12 protein-coding genes and 1 tRNA gene are annotated in these 13,777 nt (G+C 60.0%); 6 read left to right on the top strand and 7 right to left on the bottom strand.

Features of this window, described 5'->3' with window-relative positions; genetic code table 11:
* The first annotated feature begins 80 nt into the window (after positions 1-80).
* From ACFVTJ_RS11490 to ACFVTJ_RS11475, 4 genes are all read left to right on the top strand, one after another.
* Positions 81-974, top strand: a complete 894-nt coding sequence (locus ACFVTJ_RS11490) for a DMT family transporter (RefSeq protein WP_386907411.1) — start codon at positions 81-83, stop codon at positions 972-974.
* A gap of 81 nt (positions 975-1,055) precedes the next feature.
* Positions 1,056-2,258, top strand: a complete 1,203-nt coding sequence (gene mdoC, locus ACFVTJ_RS11485; protein ID WP_386907409.1) for a glucans biosynthesis protein MdoC — start codon at positions 1,056-1,058, stop codon at positions 2,256-2,258.
* Positions 2,259-2,314: 56 nt separating this feature from the next.
* Positions 2,315-3,730: a Wzx-type polysaccharide biosynthesis protein UppV gene (uppV, locus tag ACFVTJ_RS11480; protein WP_386907408.1), complete on the top strand. Its 1,416-nt coding sequence runs from the start codon at positions 2,315-2,317 to the stop codon at positions 3,728-3,730.
* Between the two features lie 8 nt (positions 3,731-3,738).
* Positions 3,739-5,010, top strand: coding sequence for a GNAT family N-acetyltransferase (locus tag ACFVTJ_RS11475; RefSeq protein ID WP_386907406.1), 1,272 nt, complete (start codon positions 3,739-3,741; stop codon positions 5,008-5,010).
* 53 nt (positions 5,011-5,063) lie between these two features.
* On the opposite strand, the gene uppQ is transcribed toward ACFVTJ_RS11475, so the two are convergent.
* Positions 5,064-5,744: a polysaccharide biosynthesis GNAT family N-acetyltransferase UppQ gene (uppQ, locus tag ACFVTJ_RS11470; RefSeq protein ID WP_386907404.1), complete on the bottom strand. Its 681-nt coding sequence runs from the start codon at positions 5,742-5,744 to the stop codon at positions 5,064-5,066.
* A gap of 523 nt (positions 5,745-6,267) precedes the next feature.
* On the opposite strand from uppQ, the gene ACFVTJ_RS11465 reads away from it, so the two are divergent.
* A tRNA-Leu gene (locus tag ACFVTJ_RS11465) sits at positions 6,268-6,352 on the top strand.
* Positions 6,353-6,413: 61 nt separating this feature from the next.
* On the opposite strand, the gene ACFVTJ_RS11460 is transcribed toward ACFVTJ_RS11465, so the two are convergent.
* The 6 genes from ACFVTJ_RS11460 to ACFVTJ_RS11435 are packed head-to-tail and all read right to left on the bottom strand — an operon-like array spanning position 6,414 to position 12,463.
* Entirely contained in the window at positions 6,414-7,256 is an 843-nt protein-coding gene (locus tag ACFVTJ_RS11460; protein WP_386907402.1) for an amidohydrolase family protein, read from the bottom strand.
* A 30-nt stretch (positions 7,257-7,286) separates the two neighbouring features.
* Positions 7,287-8,267, bottom strand: coding sequence for an aldo/keto reductase (locus ACFVTJ_RS11455; RefSeq protein ID WP_386907400.1), 981 nt, complete (start codon positions 8,265-8,267; stop codon positions 7,287-7,289).
* A complete protein-coding gene (gene uxuA, locus ACFVTJ_RS11450) occupies positions 8,264-9,457 on the bottom strand; it encodes a mannonate dehydratase (RefSeq protein ID WP_386907398.1) in 1,194 nt (397 codons plus the stop codon). The genes ACFVTJ_RS11455 and uxuA overlap by 4 nt, the downstream gene beginning before the upstream one ends.
* Before the next feature lie 3 nt (positions 9,458-9,460).
* Positions 9,461-10,933, bottom strand: a complete 1,473-nt coding sequence (locus ACFVTJ_RS11445) for a mannitol dehydrogenase family protein (RefSeq protein ID WP_386907396.1) — start codon at positions 10,931-10,933, stop codon at positions 9,461-9,463.
* A gap of 17 nt (positions 10,934-10,950) precedes the next feature.
* Positions 10,951-11,691 carry an SDR family NAD(P)-dependent oxidoreductase gene (locus ACFVTJ_RS11440; RefSeq protein WP_386907395.1) on the bottom strand — a complete coding sequence of 247 codons (741 nt, stop codon included), beginning with the start codon at positions 11,689-11,691 and terminating at the stop codon, positions 10,951-10,953.
* A 22-nt stretch (positions 11,692-11,713) separates the two neighbouring features.
* Positions 11,714-12,463, bottom strand: coding sequence for a GntR family transcriptional regulator (locus ACFVTJ_RS11435; protein ID WP_386907393.1), 750 nt, complete (start codon positions 12,461-12,463; stop codon positions 11,714-11,716).
* Positions 12,464-12,615: 152 nt separating this feature from the next.
* Between ACFVTJ_RS11435 and ACFVTJ_RS11430 the strand changes: the two genes are divergently transcribed.
* Entirely contained in the window at positions 12,616-13,656 is a 1,041-nt protein-coding gene (locus ACFVTJ_RS11430) for a sugar ABC transporter substrate-binding protein (protein ID WP_386907391.1), read from the top strand.
* Positions 13,657-13,777: the final 121 nt, after the last annotated feature.

Below are 13,777 nucleotides of genomic sequence, written 5' to 3'. Positions count from 1 at the left end.
ATCATTGCAACTGATCCGGGTGTTGACTGGTGTCGACACATTCCATAAGGCAGCCTGATCATCTTCTGGAAACCGCTTCCATGGCTCCTCGCGATCTTGCCGCCTATATTTTTCTCGCGCTTGCGTGGGGTGTGTCTTTCCTGCTGCTTCTGCATGTCGTCGCCGCCTTCGGCTGGATCGGCGCGGTTACGCTTCGCTCGATCATAACCGCAGTCGCCCTCTTCCTCATCGCGCGGGCAGCACGTCGCAAGCTGGCCTTTACCGCCGGCTGGCGCGCCTTCACGGTCGTCGGTGCAACGACCGTCGCAGGGCAGCTCATCGGTCTTTCCTACGCGACGCCGCAGATCGGCACCGCGATGGCCGCCATACTGGTGGCGACGATCCCGCTTTTTTCCATGCTCATCTCGCAGATTTGGGGACTGGAACGCCTGACGCGGCAGGGCATTGCGGGTCTCGTCATCGGCTTTGCCGGCATTGTCCTGCTCGTTGGTTTTCCCGCCGTTCCCGTGACAACCGGTTTCGTCATCGGCTGCGCCGCTGCCGTCGCCGCCTGCATCTGCGCCGCCTATGGCAGCAATTTTGCGAGCCTTCACCTGAAAGGCGTGGGATCATGGGAAATCACCATCGGTTCCTTCCTGACGGGTGGACTGATGACCCTGCCACTTCTTTTCGCCGTCCCCCTGCCGGGAACACCTGGTCTCATCGATTACGGATATCTTCTGATACAGGCGGTCGTGATGAGTGGCGTAACCTACATCACTTATTTCAAACTGGTCTCTTCGATCGGTGCGACCAAGGCGATCAGCGTGGAGTTCGCTGTTACGGTAGTTGCCGTTCTCGTCGGTGCTCTGGTGCTAGACGAACCCCTGTCACTTCCCCAACTCTTCGGCGCCGGCATCATCATTTTCGGCTGCGCGCTGGTACTCGACCTTCTGCCGAAGAAAAAGGCGCCGCCCACCCCCTCCGGTGCGTGAAGAGTTTATTAGCATTTTCCACCAATAGTCGTGCTGGTCGTCGCGGAGCACGCGGGATCGCGTTTTCGGCGCGGGGGAAAAATGCAGCCGGACAAGTCAGACTACGAGCATTACTGGGACCCTCTCAGGGCTCTCCTGATGCTGCTTGGCATCCCCTATCACGCCTCCCTGCTCTACAGCCATGCTTTGCCCTGGGACATCAAGGATTTCGAGACCAGCCCGTTTCTGAGTGCGCTGGGTGCTGCGCTGGTGACCTTCCGCATGCCGGCATTTTTTCTGGTGGCGGGATATTTCTCCACCATGGTCATCGGCAAAAAAGGCAGGGTGCGCTGGTTGAAGCAGCGGTTTCTGCGCCTCGGCGTGCCCTTCATCGTGGCCGTGCTTCTCCTCGGGCCATTGCAGCTTTTCCTGTTACAGCTGGCCGGTGTCGCCAAAGGCGATATTCCCGCCGACAGTCTGCTTGAGAGCCTGCCCGGCTTGCTGCACCCAAGCGAACAATGGATCATGCATTTGTGGTTCCTGCCGGCCCTCATCGCCTATTCGGTCCTGCTGGCAGTTCTCCTGTTTCTGGCGGAACACGCGCCATTTACCCATGTCAGAGACTGGTTCGACAGGCTGCAGCAGCGGCACTCCACCCTGTTTTTCGCAACACTCTGCACCCTCCCGGTTCTGTGGGAGTTGATGGTGTATGGTGCCAGCCTGCTTGCAGCAAGCAGCGGAAACAGGCTTTTCCTTCTTTATGAACGCGCTTCCGACCCCTACGCCCGCTACCTGCCCTTCTTCCTGATCGGTGCCCTGCTGCACCGCAATCGCGCTCTTTTTCAGCAATTCCGTCAGACGGGTCTCCTCACCGGCATCGTCGCGGCGGGCGCAATAAGCACGGCGGTGACATTGCGACTGAAGCATCCGTTTTCGACTTCGGCCCTGCTGGTGCTGGTTTCCGCAATTGCCGCGGTGGCGGCAAGCCGTCTGTTGATCGACCTTGCCTGCCGCCATTTCGACCGGCCGAGCCCGCTTGCAAAACGCATGACAGATGCGTCCTTCACCATTTACCTGGTTCATCATCCGCTGATTTACACCTTCGGAATCCTCTTCATCCTGATCGCGCTGCCACCGATCCTGGAGTTCGCAATCATCGTCGCAGCCACCACGGCTACGGCCTATATGCTGCATCAGGTAATGCGCCGGAGCCCGCTCGCGCTTTTCCTGTTCAACGGCATCCGCAAGCCACGAGGGGTGGACGATATTGGCACAGAGGCCGGCGCGCCCCAAACCCTTCGTTAAGGAGAAGCGCTTACAGTTGGACTGCCTATTCAACTGGAAATGATGGCGTGTGGATCATGGCTATCCTCAATACGGCGGAAAAAGCCTTACCCGCAGGCCTGCGCGCAAAGCTTGCGCCGCTGGGGATGAAAGTCGCCGTCCTTGTTTCCGGAAGAGATGACGTTTCGCGTGCGCAGCGCATGGCACTCGTCGCCTTTGCCGTGCGCATTGTCAGCGCCGGTATCGCCTTCATTTCGCAGATCATTCTTGCCCGCCTGATGGGCGAATTCGAATATGGCCTCTTCGCCTTCGTCTGGGTTCTGGTGATCCTGTTCGGCAACCTTTCCTGTCTCGGTTTCCATACGACCGTGATCCGCTTTTTACCCGGCTACCGGCAGGAGCAGGCCCATGACAAGATCATGGGGCTAACCTCGACGGCACGCATCTTCGCAATGCTCGCCGCCAGCACGCTAGCAATTTTCGGGTTCGTTTTCCTGTATTTCTTCGGCGAGCGCATCGCTTCCTATTATCTGATCCCGGTTGCGCTGGCGCTTTTCACCCTGCCGATGGTGGCGTTGGGCGATGTGCTGAACGGCACCGCGCGCGCCAATGGCTGGGCCGTCTCCGCGCTCAGCCCCACCTATATCGTCCGCCCGGTGCTGATCCTCATGTTCATGCTGGCGGCAATCGGTTTCGGCGCGGAAAAAACTGCGACGACCGCCATGCTCATGGCCCTTCTTGCCACCTATGTCACCACACTTCTCCACTTCGCGTTCATGAACCGCCGGCTCAACCGGCATTTCCGGAGTGCTGCCCGCAGGGTTCATTTCCGCCACTGGATAAGATTTGCCTTCCCGATGTTCCTGATCGATGGCATCGGCTTCCTCATGACCAATTCCGATGTAGTGATTGTCGGCCTTTACCTGCCACCCGATCAGGTCGGCATCTATTTTGCCGCGGCAAAAACCATCGTGCTGATGCAATTCGTGTTTTTCTCGGTGCAAGCGGCCGCAGCACCACGTATTGCCGCCCTGATGTCGGCCAATGATCGTCAGGGCCTTGCGGGTTTTGCCAGCCAGGCCGCACGCTGGGCTTTCTGGCCATCGCTCGCCGTCGGTAGCATGGTGCTCCTGGCGGGCCCGTTCCTGCTATCGCTGTTCGGCCCGGGCTTCGTCCAGGGTTACCAGCTGATGTTCTTCCTTTTTGCCGGTTTTCTCGCCAAAGCGATGATCGGTCCGGGAGAAACGCTGCTGAATATGGCCGGCAAACAAAAACTTTGCGTTGTGCTTTATATAATCATCTTTGGTTGCAATATTGCACTCAACATGGCGCTCATTCCGGTCTATGGTCTGACTGGGGCCGCGGCGGCGGTGGCAATAGCCATGTGCATAGAAGCTGTGCTATTGCATATTGCCATTCGCCGCACACTCGGGATCGTCCTTTTTGCCTTCAACGATCCCCGGGCGGGTCAAGACACTGGGAAGGCGGTGTAACGATAAGCATGTCCAGCGATCCAAAAAATCCGGATTTTCAGGACCCGCGCATTGCGGCGCTGATGGCGTCTGCGGAGCGTGATCGTCCTGCCGCTGACAGCAGCCGGCGCGTGGGACGCGAGGGCCGGGAATTCTGCATCTATCCGGGTCAGCTCGGCTACGAGATGCAGGAAGAGCTCGACTTTCTGTCCAACCGCGTCATGGAGGCAAATGTCTTCTTCACCGGACGGCTTCTTGCACCCGCCATGCCGCGGATCGAGGACAAGTCCGTCCGCTTTGCCCTCATTCGCGATGAGAACGGCGCCAGGAGCCGCATGCGCTTTCTGATGCCCTTTACCGTGGAAAAGCCGGGCTTTTCAATCGGCCCTTCCATCATTCGCGTCTGGGCCAATCCATTCGGGCCGCTCGGCACGCCGCTGGTCGACACCGAAGGAGCGGCCGAGACCCTCGACAATCTTTTCGACGCCCTTTCCGACCCGAACATGCGCCTGCCGAATGTTCTTGTCCTGCCGGATGTGCGGCTGGAAGGGCCGTTTGCGCGCATGTTCAGGGCGATTGCGCTCAGCCGCAACCTGCCGGTGACGACGACCGGCAATTATCATCGGCCGATGCTGGAAAGTCTCCTCGATGGCAAGGCCTATCTGCGAAACGCCCTTGCGCCGCACCATCTGCGCGAAATGAGCAGGCAGTGGCGTCAGCTCGAAAAACTTGGGTCCCTCTCCTACAGCGTGACCCGCCAGCCAAAAGATGTGCGCTATCGCATGGAGGAGTTTCTGGCGCTGGAGGCGAGCGGCTGGAAGGGGCGCAAACGCACCGCGCTTGTCAACGACCGCTATCGCGCCGCTTTCGCCCGCGAGGCGATCACCAACCTGGCCGAAGCGGATGCCGTTCGTATCCACACTATCGATCTCAATGGCAGCGCCATCGCATCCATGGTGGTGTTCATCACGGCCGGCGAAGCCTATACGTGGAAAACAGCCTTCGACGAAAACTATTCGCAATATTCCCCCGGCAAGCTGCTGGTGCAGAAACTGACCGACTGGCATCTGGACGACGCCAATATTGTGCGCAGCGACAGCTGCGCCGTGCCCGATCATCCGATCATGAGCCGCTTCTGGCAGGAACGGCAGGAAATGGGCACACTGGTCGTCGGTCTCACACAAAACAGCGACCGCGACGTGCGGCAGGTTTCCACGCAGGTGGACATGTACCGCAATACCCGCAACCTCGCGCGCAGCCTACGGCAGAAGATTCTATCCTTCGGACGAAAGGGCAATTGATCCGAAGGACGCCGTGGCGCCCTTCGGATTTCATGACACGGACGGAACCCGTCTTAGCGCGAGGCGGTCCTGATCATCTTGCACAATTGCGTCAAAGCCGCATCATATCCGCCACCCAGAATATCGACGCACCGGCGGGCGAGCTTGATCTGCTCAATCCGCGACATGTCGTTATAAGCCTGTATGGCATTGCGCACAGCGCCAGGCGACAGTTGCCCCGGATTACTACCGGGATTTTGTGGATTGTTCGGATTACCCGGACTTCCTGGATTACCCGGATTACCCGGATTGCCCGGATTGCCCGGATTGCCTGGCGAGCCTGAACCACCGATTCCGAGCCCGACGTTGAGGCCGAGACCGTTCGATCCACCCACGTTAGCGCCGACATTGGCGTTGACGCCACCCGAGCCGCCAACGGAAGCCTTTGCCGCCGCATTGACACCACCGGCACCGCCAACGGATGTATTAACATTGGCGTTGACCCCATTGCTGCCGCCGACGGAAGCGTTGACATCGGCGCCCAGTCCGCCCCCACTTCGTCCGCCCACATTGGCGCCGGCATTTATGCCGTTGCTGCCGCCCACGGAGGCGCCGACACCAAGGCCACCGCTACCATTACCACCCACGCTAGCATTAACCCCGTTCGATCCACCGACCCCGATGTCCAGCGCGTGAGCATTGACCGGCAAGATCAGGCAGGCAGACAGTAACAAATTGCGAGAAAGAGCCCTCATAATTTCCTCCGTATGAGTTGGCTACTCCCGCCCCGCGTGGAAACTCCACCGCGCCATTATAAGTTCAATTAGCAATTGCGTATATAAGCATTTATTAGAGATGTCTAAAATTATAAAAATATTTCAATCAAAGGTGTATCGTTTTGAAACATTCGCAAACGATTGAGCCATCGACGGCGCGGCGAGGCCGCCGAATGTTTCAGGTGGCGGCCTGTGATCTTGCCCCCCGCCCGGCACGCGGACATGCCATTCTGCAGGGCAAATTTCCCGCTTTTGGGGTTGCACGCATGGTCCCGCCCGTGATAGACGCCGTTGCATTACCTCCGTTGCCTCAATGGCGGAATTGCTGGACACGCCGTACTCAAAAAAAAGGCTTGGCTATCAATCCACAGAAAATAATGACGAATTGAAAACGTCGTATTTTCAAAGGACTGGCGACGTGAGAATAGAGAACGGGAATTCTGCCGAAGGGTATCAGGCGACGGCGTCCAGCCGAGACCTGAACCATGATCGGCAACGAAATGCGGGTGTGGTGGAATTGGTAGACGCGCCGGACTCAAAATCCGGTTCCGAAAGGAGTGTCGGTTCGAGCCCGACCACCCGCACCACCTCTCAGAATTTTCACGGAATTGTGAACATAATCAGGGCGATATCCGGCCAGGTTTCGTCCTATTCTGCCAGATAAAATCGTCTGGCGTTGCCATGACCGATCGCTGCCTGTTCATCCGGTGAAAGCGCCGAAAGAAACTCTCTCGTCATCGCGATCCATTCCGGCAGACCCGAGCCGAGATCAACTACCGGCCAGTCGCCGCCCCAGACCATTCTGGTAGGGCCGAACAGGTTCAATACGGTTTCCACGTACGGTCTCACGCTTTCCGCAATCGCCTGGCCCGGCGCACAATAGGCGGTGACACCGGAAAGCTTGACGGAGAGATTGGGCAAACTGGCCAGATCGGCCATCCGCTCGCTCCAGGCGGGGAAATCGTTTCCGGCAATATCAGGCGTGCCGCAATGGTCGAGCATAAAGCGGACGTCCGGGCAGGCGCGGATGAGTTCGGCGGCAATGGCCAGTTGGCGGGAGTGAAAACACAGATCGACCGGCCATCCAGCCTTTCCGATCTTGCGCACATTTCGCCGGTAGTTTTCCACACGGCTTGTCTCATCAGGCATGACGTGGAGGATACGCCGGAAGCCGACCACCTTGAGGCGGCGGCACTCCTCCAGCCAGGCATCGAAGCCCCGATCCGTTTCCGGTCGGCAGCTGGCGATCTGGCCGAACATCGGCAAGGCGCCTTCCCCGACCATTTCGGCGATGAGCCGAGCCTCCGCCCGGTAATCACCGTCATCCACCCCGCTCTCCATGAAGATCGTGCCGATGATCCCGCTTCCCTCGAGAAGGGCTGCATAGTCCGCCCGGGTGAAGCTTCCTGCAAGGCTCGGCTCCCCGCGCGTCCAGGCATAGCCGAGTTTGCCCCGCAAGATCAGATGCTGGTGGGTATCAATCAGCTCCATGGCGTCCTCCTCCCGTCGTATCGGTCAATCTTAAAGAGCGAGCGTGTCAAAACCCGCCCAGGCGGCCTCCGGCACGGGCGTTTCGAAAATGGATAGATTGCGCCGGAGACTGTCCGGTTTCGCCGTGCCGATCAGCACGCTGGCGACATCGGCGTTTTGCAGCGGAAAATGCAAGGCAGCGGCAGCAAGTGCGACGCCGTGGCGGGCGGCGTGGGCTTCCATGGCGCGCACCCGCTCCATGACGTCGGGTGCTGCCTCACTATAATTGAATGTCGCGCCTGGCCTTGCGCCGGTTGCAAGAATGCCCGAGTTGAAGACGCCGCCAATGATGAGGGAGGTGCCGGTCTCCGCGCAACGCCCCAGCAGCCGTGCTGCTGCCGAACGGTCTAGCAAGGTATAACGGCCTGCCAGAAGGATGCAGTCTATCTCGTCGATCTCCATGAGATTGAGACAGGCCGCAACCTCGTTCACGCCAAGGCCGAACGCACCGATCTTGCCCTTCGCCTTCAATTCGTGCAGCGCCTCGATGCCGCTTTCGGTGAATATCCTGAAATGATGGCGATAGGCTTCCTCTCCCAGAGTGCTCGCCTCCAGATCGTGGACATAGACAATATCCACCGAACCGAGGCCAAGCCGGGCAAGGCTCTGCTCATGCGACCGCATGATGCCATCATAGCTGTAATCGTATTCCACCACGAAAGGCAGCGCATCGACAAAACCGTAATCCGGGGTCACGCCCTCAGCTGGCCTCAGGATTCGCCCGACCTTGGTGGATAGCACGAATGCATCGCGTGGTTTCGTCTGTAGAAAATCCCCGATGCGGCGTTCGGAAAGGCCCTGCCCATAATAGGGCGCAGTATCGAAATAACGGATACCGGCATCCCAGGCAGCTTGTAGTGTCGCCATCGCATCTTCGCGGCTGACGCTGCGGTAGAGATTGCCGATGCCGGCTGCGCCAAAAGAAAGCTCGCTCAGCGACAGTGCCGTGCGTCCGAGTTTGCGGCTTTTCATGCGGTGGCCTCCTCGTAACGTAGCTGACGCTCGATGGTTCGGATGACACCGCGGAGCTCGCCGAGACCCTTCATGCGGCCGATATAGGAGTAGCCGGGGTTGGTTTTTTTGGTGATGTCGTCACCCAGCAGGTGGCCATGGTCCGGTCGCATCGGAATATCCCTCCGGCGGCCCGCCCGGGCGGCAGCCCGCTCCTCGCGCAACAGCGCCTCGATGACGCCGATCATGTCGGTTCCGCCATCCAGATGATCGTCCTCGAAGAACGAACCATCCGCCTCGACGGTGACATTTCGCAGATGGGCGAAATTGATACGGGATGCGAATTCCTTTGCCATCGCCACGAGATCATTGTCGCTGCGTGCGCCGTAGGAGCCGGTACAAAGGGTGATGCCGTTATTCGGGCTTTCAACAGCCGACAGGATGGCGCGAATATCCGATGGTGTTGATACCACGCGCGGCAGGCCGAACAGGGAAAATGGCGGATCGTCGGGGTGGATGCCGAGATGCACGCCGACCTCCTCCGCGACAGGCACGACCTCCCGCAGAAAGGCGAGAAGATTGCCCTGCATGGTCGCGCTGTCGATGCCATCGAAGGACGCAATCAGCGCGGCGATGGAGTCGCGCGTCTGCACCAGCGCGCCACCCGGCAGACCGGCGATGATGTTGCGCTCCAGAAGCGACTGTTCCTCTTCGCCCATTTTCGCGAAACGCGCTTCAGCCCGCGCCACCAGCGCGGGATCATAATTTTCTGCCGCACGGGCACGCTTCAGGATGAAGACGTCATAAGCGACGAAATCCGCCATTTCGAAGCGCAGCGCCAATCCGGTGTTGCGCGCCTGCCAGCGCAGATTGGTGCGCGTCCAATCCACGACAGGCATGAAATTGTAGCAGACGACGGGAACACCCGCGCGGCCGAGACGGGCGAGCGTATCCTTCCAGCGCGCAATCGCCTTCGGGGCATCGGCGTCACCGCGCTTGACGGACTGTTCCATCGGAATGGATTCGCAGACGCTCCATTCCAGACCGGCCGCCTCTATCATCGCCTTGCGTTTGGCGATCTCGTCCACCGGCCATGCGGTGCCATCGGGGATCTGGTGCAGCGCCGTCACCACGCCGCTGGCACCCGTCTGCCGCACATGCTCAAGAGTGATCGGGTCCGATTCTCCGAACCAGCGCCAGGTTTCCTTCATAGTCTACTCCTCCGAAAAATGCCGTTCGATGGCGTCGAGAGCGCCATATTGGACGATGTCGCGATGGGCGACCTTCAGCGCCGTCACGAACGCCTCGTCAGACCGCCATTCCGGACCGAAGACACGACGGAATGTTAAAAACCGGTCGACGACCGCATCTGGGTCCTCGCCGGCACTGGTTGGGTCACTCCATTCCGCAAAGGCCGGATCGGCCATGAGGATGGGCTCACCACGCTCGTTCAGCGCCGCACAGGACCGTATCCACAGGGCAACCGCAAAAAGAGCGGCCGTATTCGCAGCACCTGCGGCACGCAGTTCCGCAAGCGCCGCAAGAATGCGTTGCGGCACCTTCTGGGAGGCGTCCGAGGCAATCTGGGCGGCGCGGTGGCGAAGTGCGGGGTTGGCAAAACGCTGGCGCAAGCCGGCGACATAGTCCGGGCCGCTGACAGCCGGGCTCAAGGTCGAACCCACCTCCCGCCAGTAACGGTCGACGTAACCTCTTACTCGCGGATCGGCATAGATATCGGCGATGGTCTCCAGACCGCTGCATTGACCGATGGCGGCCATGGCGGTGTGGGCGCCATTCAGCATTCTGAGCTTCATATGTTCATAGGGCTCGACGTCATCGACGAGTTCAGCGCCGGAAAGCTCGATGCCGGGGCGGCCATGGGGAAAGCGGTCCTCGATTACCCAGCGGAAATAAGGTTCGGCAATCACCGGCCAGGCATCCTCGCAGCCGAGACGGGCCGCCACACGCTCGCGGTCGCCTGGAGTGGTGGCGGGCACGATGCGGTCCACCATGACGCAGGGGCAGGAGAGATTCCCAGCGATGAAAGCGGCGAGTTCGCTGTCGGCCAAACCAGCCATCTCCACCAGAAGCCGGTGCAGGATTCGGCCATTGGACGGAAGATTGTCGCAGGAGAGCAGAGTGAGCGGCACCGCCCCGGCCGCACGCCTGCGCCTTGTCGCTTCCAGCAGAAAACCCAGCGCCGAACGGGGCCTTTGCGGATGTTCCAGATCATGAACGACATCGGGATGATCGCGAAGAAGCGCCGCTGCGGACAGATCGGCGAGATAGCCTTTTTCCGTCACGGTCAACGTGACGATCCGGACCTGCGGATCGGCTATCGCCTGCAAAAGACGCTCCGGATTTTCCGGGGCAACGATGGTCTCCAGGATGGAACCGACGATCCGTAGCATCTCCCTTTCGCCGTCGCGCAGGCAGAAAGTGTAGAGATTATCCTGGGGTGCAATCGCATCACGGGTGTCCGCGCTGCGCAGCGAGGCTGCGACGATGCCCCAGCCGGTTTCGCCGCGTGCCAGGCAATCATCGATGAACACGGCCTGATGCGCCCGGTGAAAAGCGCCGACGCCGAGATGGACGATGCCCGGCGTGACCGCTTTACGGTCATAGACGGGCACAGCCACGTCTTGCGGCAGATGGGAGAGCGCAAGGGAGGAAAGACGATTGGTCACGTTGTTGTCTCCGTATCTCAGCCGAATTGCAGGCCGCCATTCATGTCGACGACCGTTCCGGTCATGAAACCGGACAGGGGTGAGGCGAGGAAACGCACGGCATGCGCCACTTCTTCCGGCTGGCAGAAACGCCCGACGGGAATGGCTGCGAGTTGCCGCTGACGGTCTTCCTCCGACAATTGTTCCATGATCATCGGCGACACCACATAGGCCGGCGCCACCGCATTGGCAGTAACGCCGAAGGGGGCGAGTTCACGCGCCGAGGAATAGGTGAGGCCGACCATCGCCGATTTCGAAACCGAATAGGCCGTGCCCGCCGTCAGTCCACCGGATTTCCAGGCGTAGGAGGAGATGTTGATCAGGCGGCCCCAGCGGTTTTCCTTCATGGCGGGAACGACGGCTTGCGTCAGCAGCAGGGCGGCATCGAGATTGACCGCCATCAGCCTGTGCCATTCCTCAAGCGTCGTCGCGGCGAGCTTGTGGGGCGAAAGCACGCCTGCATTGTTGACGAGAATATCGATGACCTCGAAACGGCCGGCTATATCCTTCATGACGGCCTGCAGCGCCGCCGCATCACCGAGATCGACGGCGATGGGATCGCAGGCACCGTCAAACCCCTGCGCGAGCGCCGTAACAGCCTTGATGTCGCGATCGAAGGCGAGCACTCTTGCGCCCTGCGCCACCAGCGCCGTCACCACGGCGCGGCCGATGCCGCCGCACGCGCCGGTCACGAGCGCGGTCTTGTGTCTCAGTTCCATTCCGTCTCCTCCACGTCCATTATCAAATGGACAAATGCTTGCGCTCTTCTTCGGGCAACTGTTCGTAGATCACGAAAACCATATCCAGATGTGTCACCAGCGCCTTTTCCGCGCCCTCAGCATCCCCCCGGTCGAGGGCGTCGACGACCGCGAGGTGCTCCTCGATTACCGCGGGCAGACGGTCAGGCTTCGCCCAGTAGCGGTGAAACCGCGAGAGCGTCACCTTGGCGGCAAGGATTGCCTGCCAGACGCCTTCGCGGCCGGAAAACGTGCCGAGCAGCCGGTGAAACGCCTCGTCGGCATGGAAAAAGCCATTGGCGTCATTGGCGGCAATCACCCTTTCCTGTTCGGCAATCACATCGCGCATCGTCCGGCTCATTTCTTTCGTCCATCGCGGCGCAACTTCGCGCAGCAGGGCCACTTCAAGCGAACGGCGGATAAAGTGACTGTCCTGAATTTCACCGAGCCTGATCGGCGCAACGAAACTGCCGAGTTGCGGGTAGACATCCACAAGCCCCTCTTCCGACAGGCGCTGGATGGCAGCCCGCACAGGGGTGCGTGATACGGAAAACTGACGGCAGATCGAGTTCTCGCTAATGGGCGCGCCGGGCGCCAATCGCACCTCGACAATGGCCTGGCGCAGGGCCGCATGAACCTGATCAGCCACCGGTCCATAACGATTGACCACAAGCTCCACGCTTTCGATCCCCGGGCCCGAGGCCTCCTGTTGGCCGCCGCGTCCGGCAAAGCCGGCGCTGGTGTTTTTCGTCATGAGCGCTTCCCTCTTCCAAGGCCGTCGTGAAAATCCGATTGCCACTTGGATACAAGTATACTAGGGTCCATCCTGCTTACGCAAGCCGGCTGTTGGGAGAAAGAGCGATTAAGGGAGGGTTCCAGTCGTTTTTTATGGATGCAGGCCGTTTCATGGAGGAGAAAAACATGACGCATTTCATGCGCAGCCTCGTCGCTGCCGCAATCATCGGCGCTGGAGCCTGCGGTCTTGCGCAGGCGGCGGATCAAAGCAGGATCGCTCTCGTTCCGGGTGGTCCGCATCCCTATTTCGCCGCCTGGGAACAGGCCGGAAAGGACGCTGCCAAGGATTTCGGCCTGGCGGGCGCGGATTACAAGGTTCCGCAGAAATGGGAACTGGCGCAGCAGAACCAGCTTCTCGAAAGCCTTCTCAGCCAGGGGTATAACGGCTTCCTGATTTTCCCCGGCGATCCCGTTGGTGCGGTCTCCACGGCCGAGGAACTGACCGGCAACGGCGCGAACGTGATTGCCGGTGCCGGCTGCTTCAAAGACCCCTCACCTGCCGCCTTCTGCCTCGGCACGGATACCGGCAATTCTGCCTATCTTGGCACCAAGGAACTCATCAAGGCAATGGGAACGGGTAAAAAACGCATCGCCCATTTCACCGGCTTCCTTGTCGACCCCAACACCCAGCTTCGCATCGATGCCGTGAAGAAGGCCGCTGACGAAGCCGGCGCCGAGGTGGTACAGGTCATTGCCGATATCGACGCGCCGGAACCCGCCGAAGAAAAGATCAACGCCTACCTCGCCGCCCATGCCTCCGAGGTGGACGGCATCGTCACCACCGCCTGGGTGCCGGCGGTTGTCGCCGCCAACGCGCTGCGCAAGATCGGCGACAAGCGGATCCACATGGTCGGCATCGACCACGATGAAGTGGTGCTGAAGGCGATCAAGGACGGTTTCGTTGACGGCACCATGCTTCAGAACCCCTATGGTCAGGGCTATATCGGTTCCTTCGCGCTCAGCAAATTGCAGGCAGGCTGCAAGGTGAAGGAAGATGCGCCGTTCAAGTCCAACGCGCTGACGACCAGGTTCATCGATTCCGGCACCGCCTATGTCGATGCCGGCAAGGTCGACAACTATATCGACGCCATGCGCGCCGAGACCAAAAAGCTGCTCGCAAACTTCGATACGACGTATCTGAGCTGCAAATAAACAACTCCTTTGCGGTTGCCGGGCGGCTTACGATCACGCCCGGCAACCAATGCCGCCGCAACGCCGTCCTTCGCCGGCGGCGCAATATCGAGGCGAACCTTAAAGGTGCCTCGGGCCGAAC

Origin of the sequence: Agrobacterium sp. NPDC058088, assembly GCF_042885035.1 — a bacterium.
Taxonomy (GTDB): domain Bacteria; phylum Pseudomonadota; class Alphaproteobacteria; order Rhizobiales; family Rhizobiaceae; genus Agrobacterium.
This window is presented reverse-complemented; position numbering and strand designations above follow the sequence as displayed.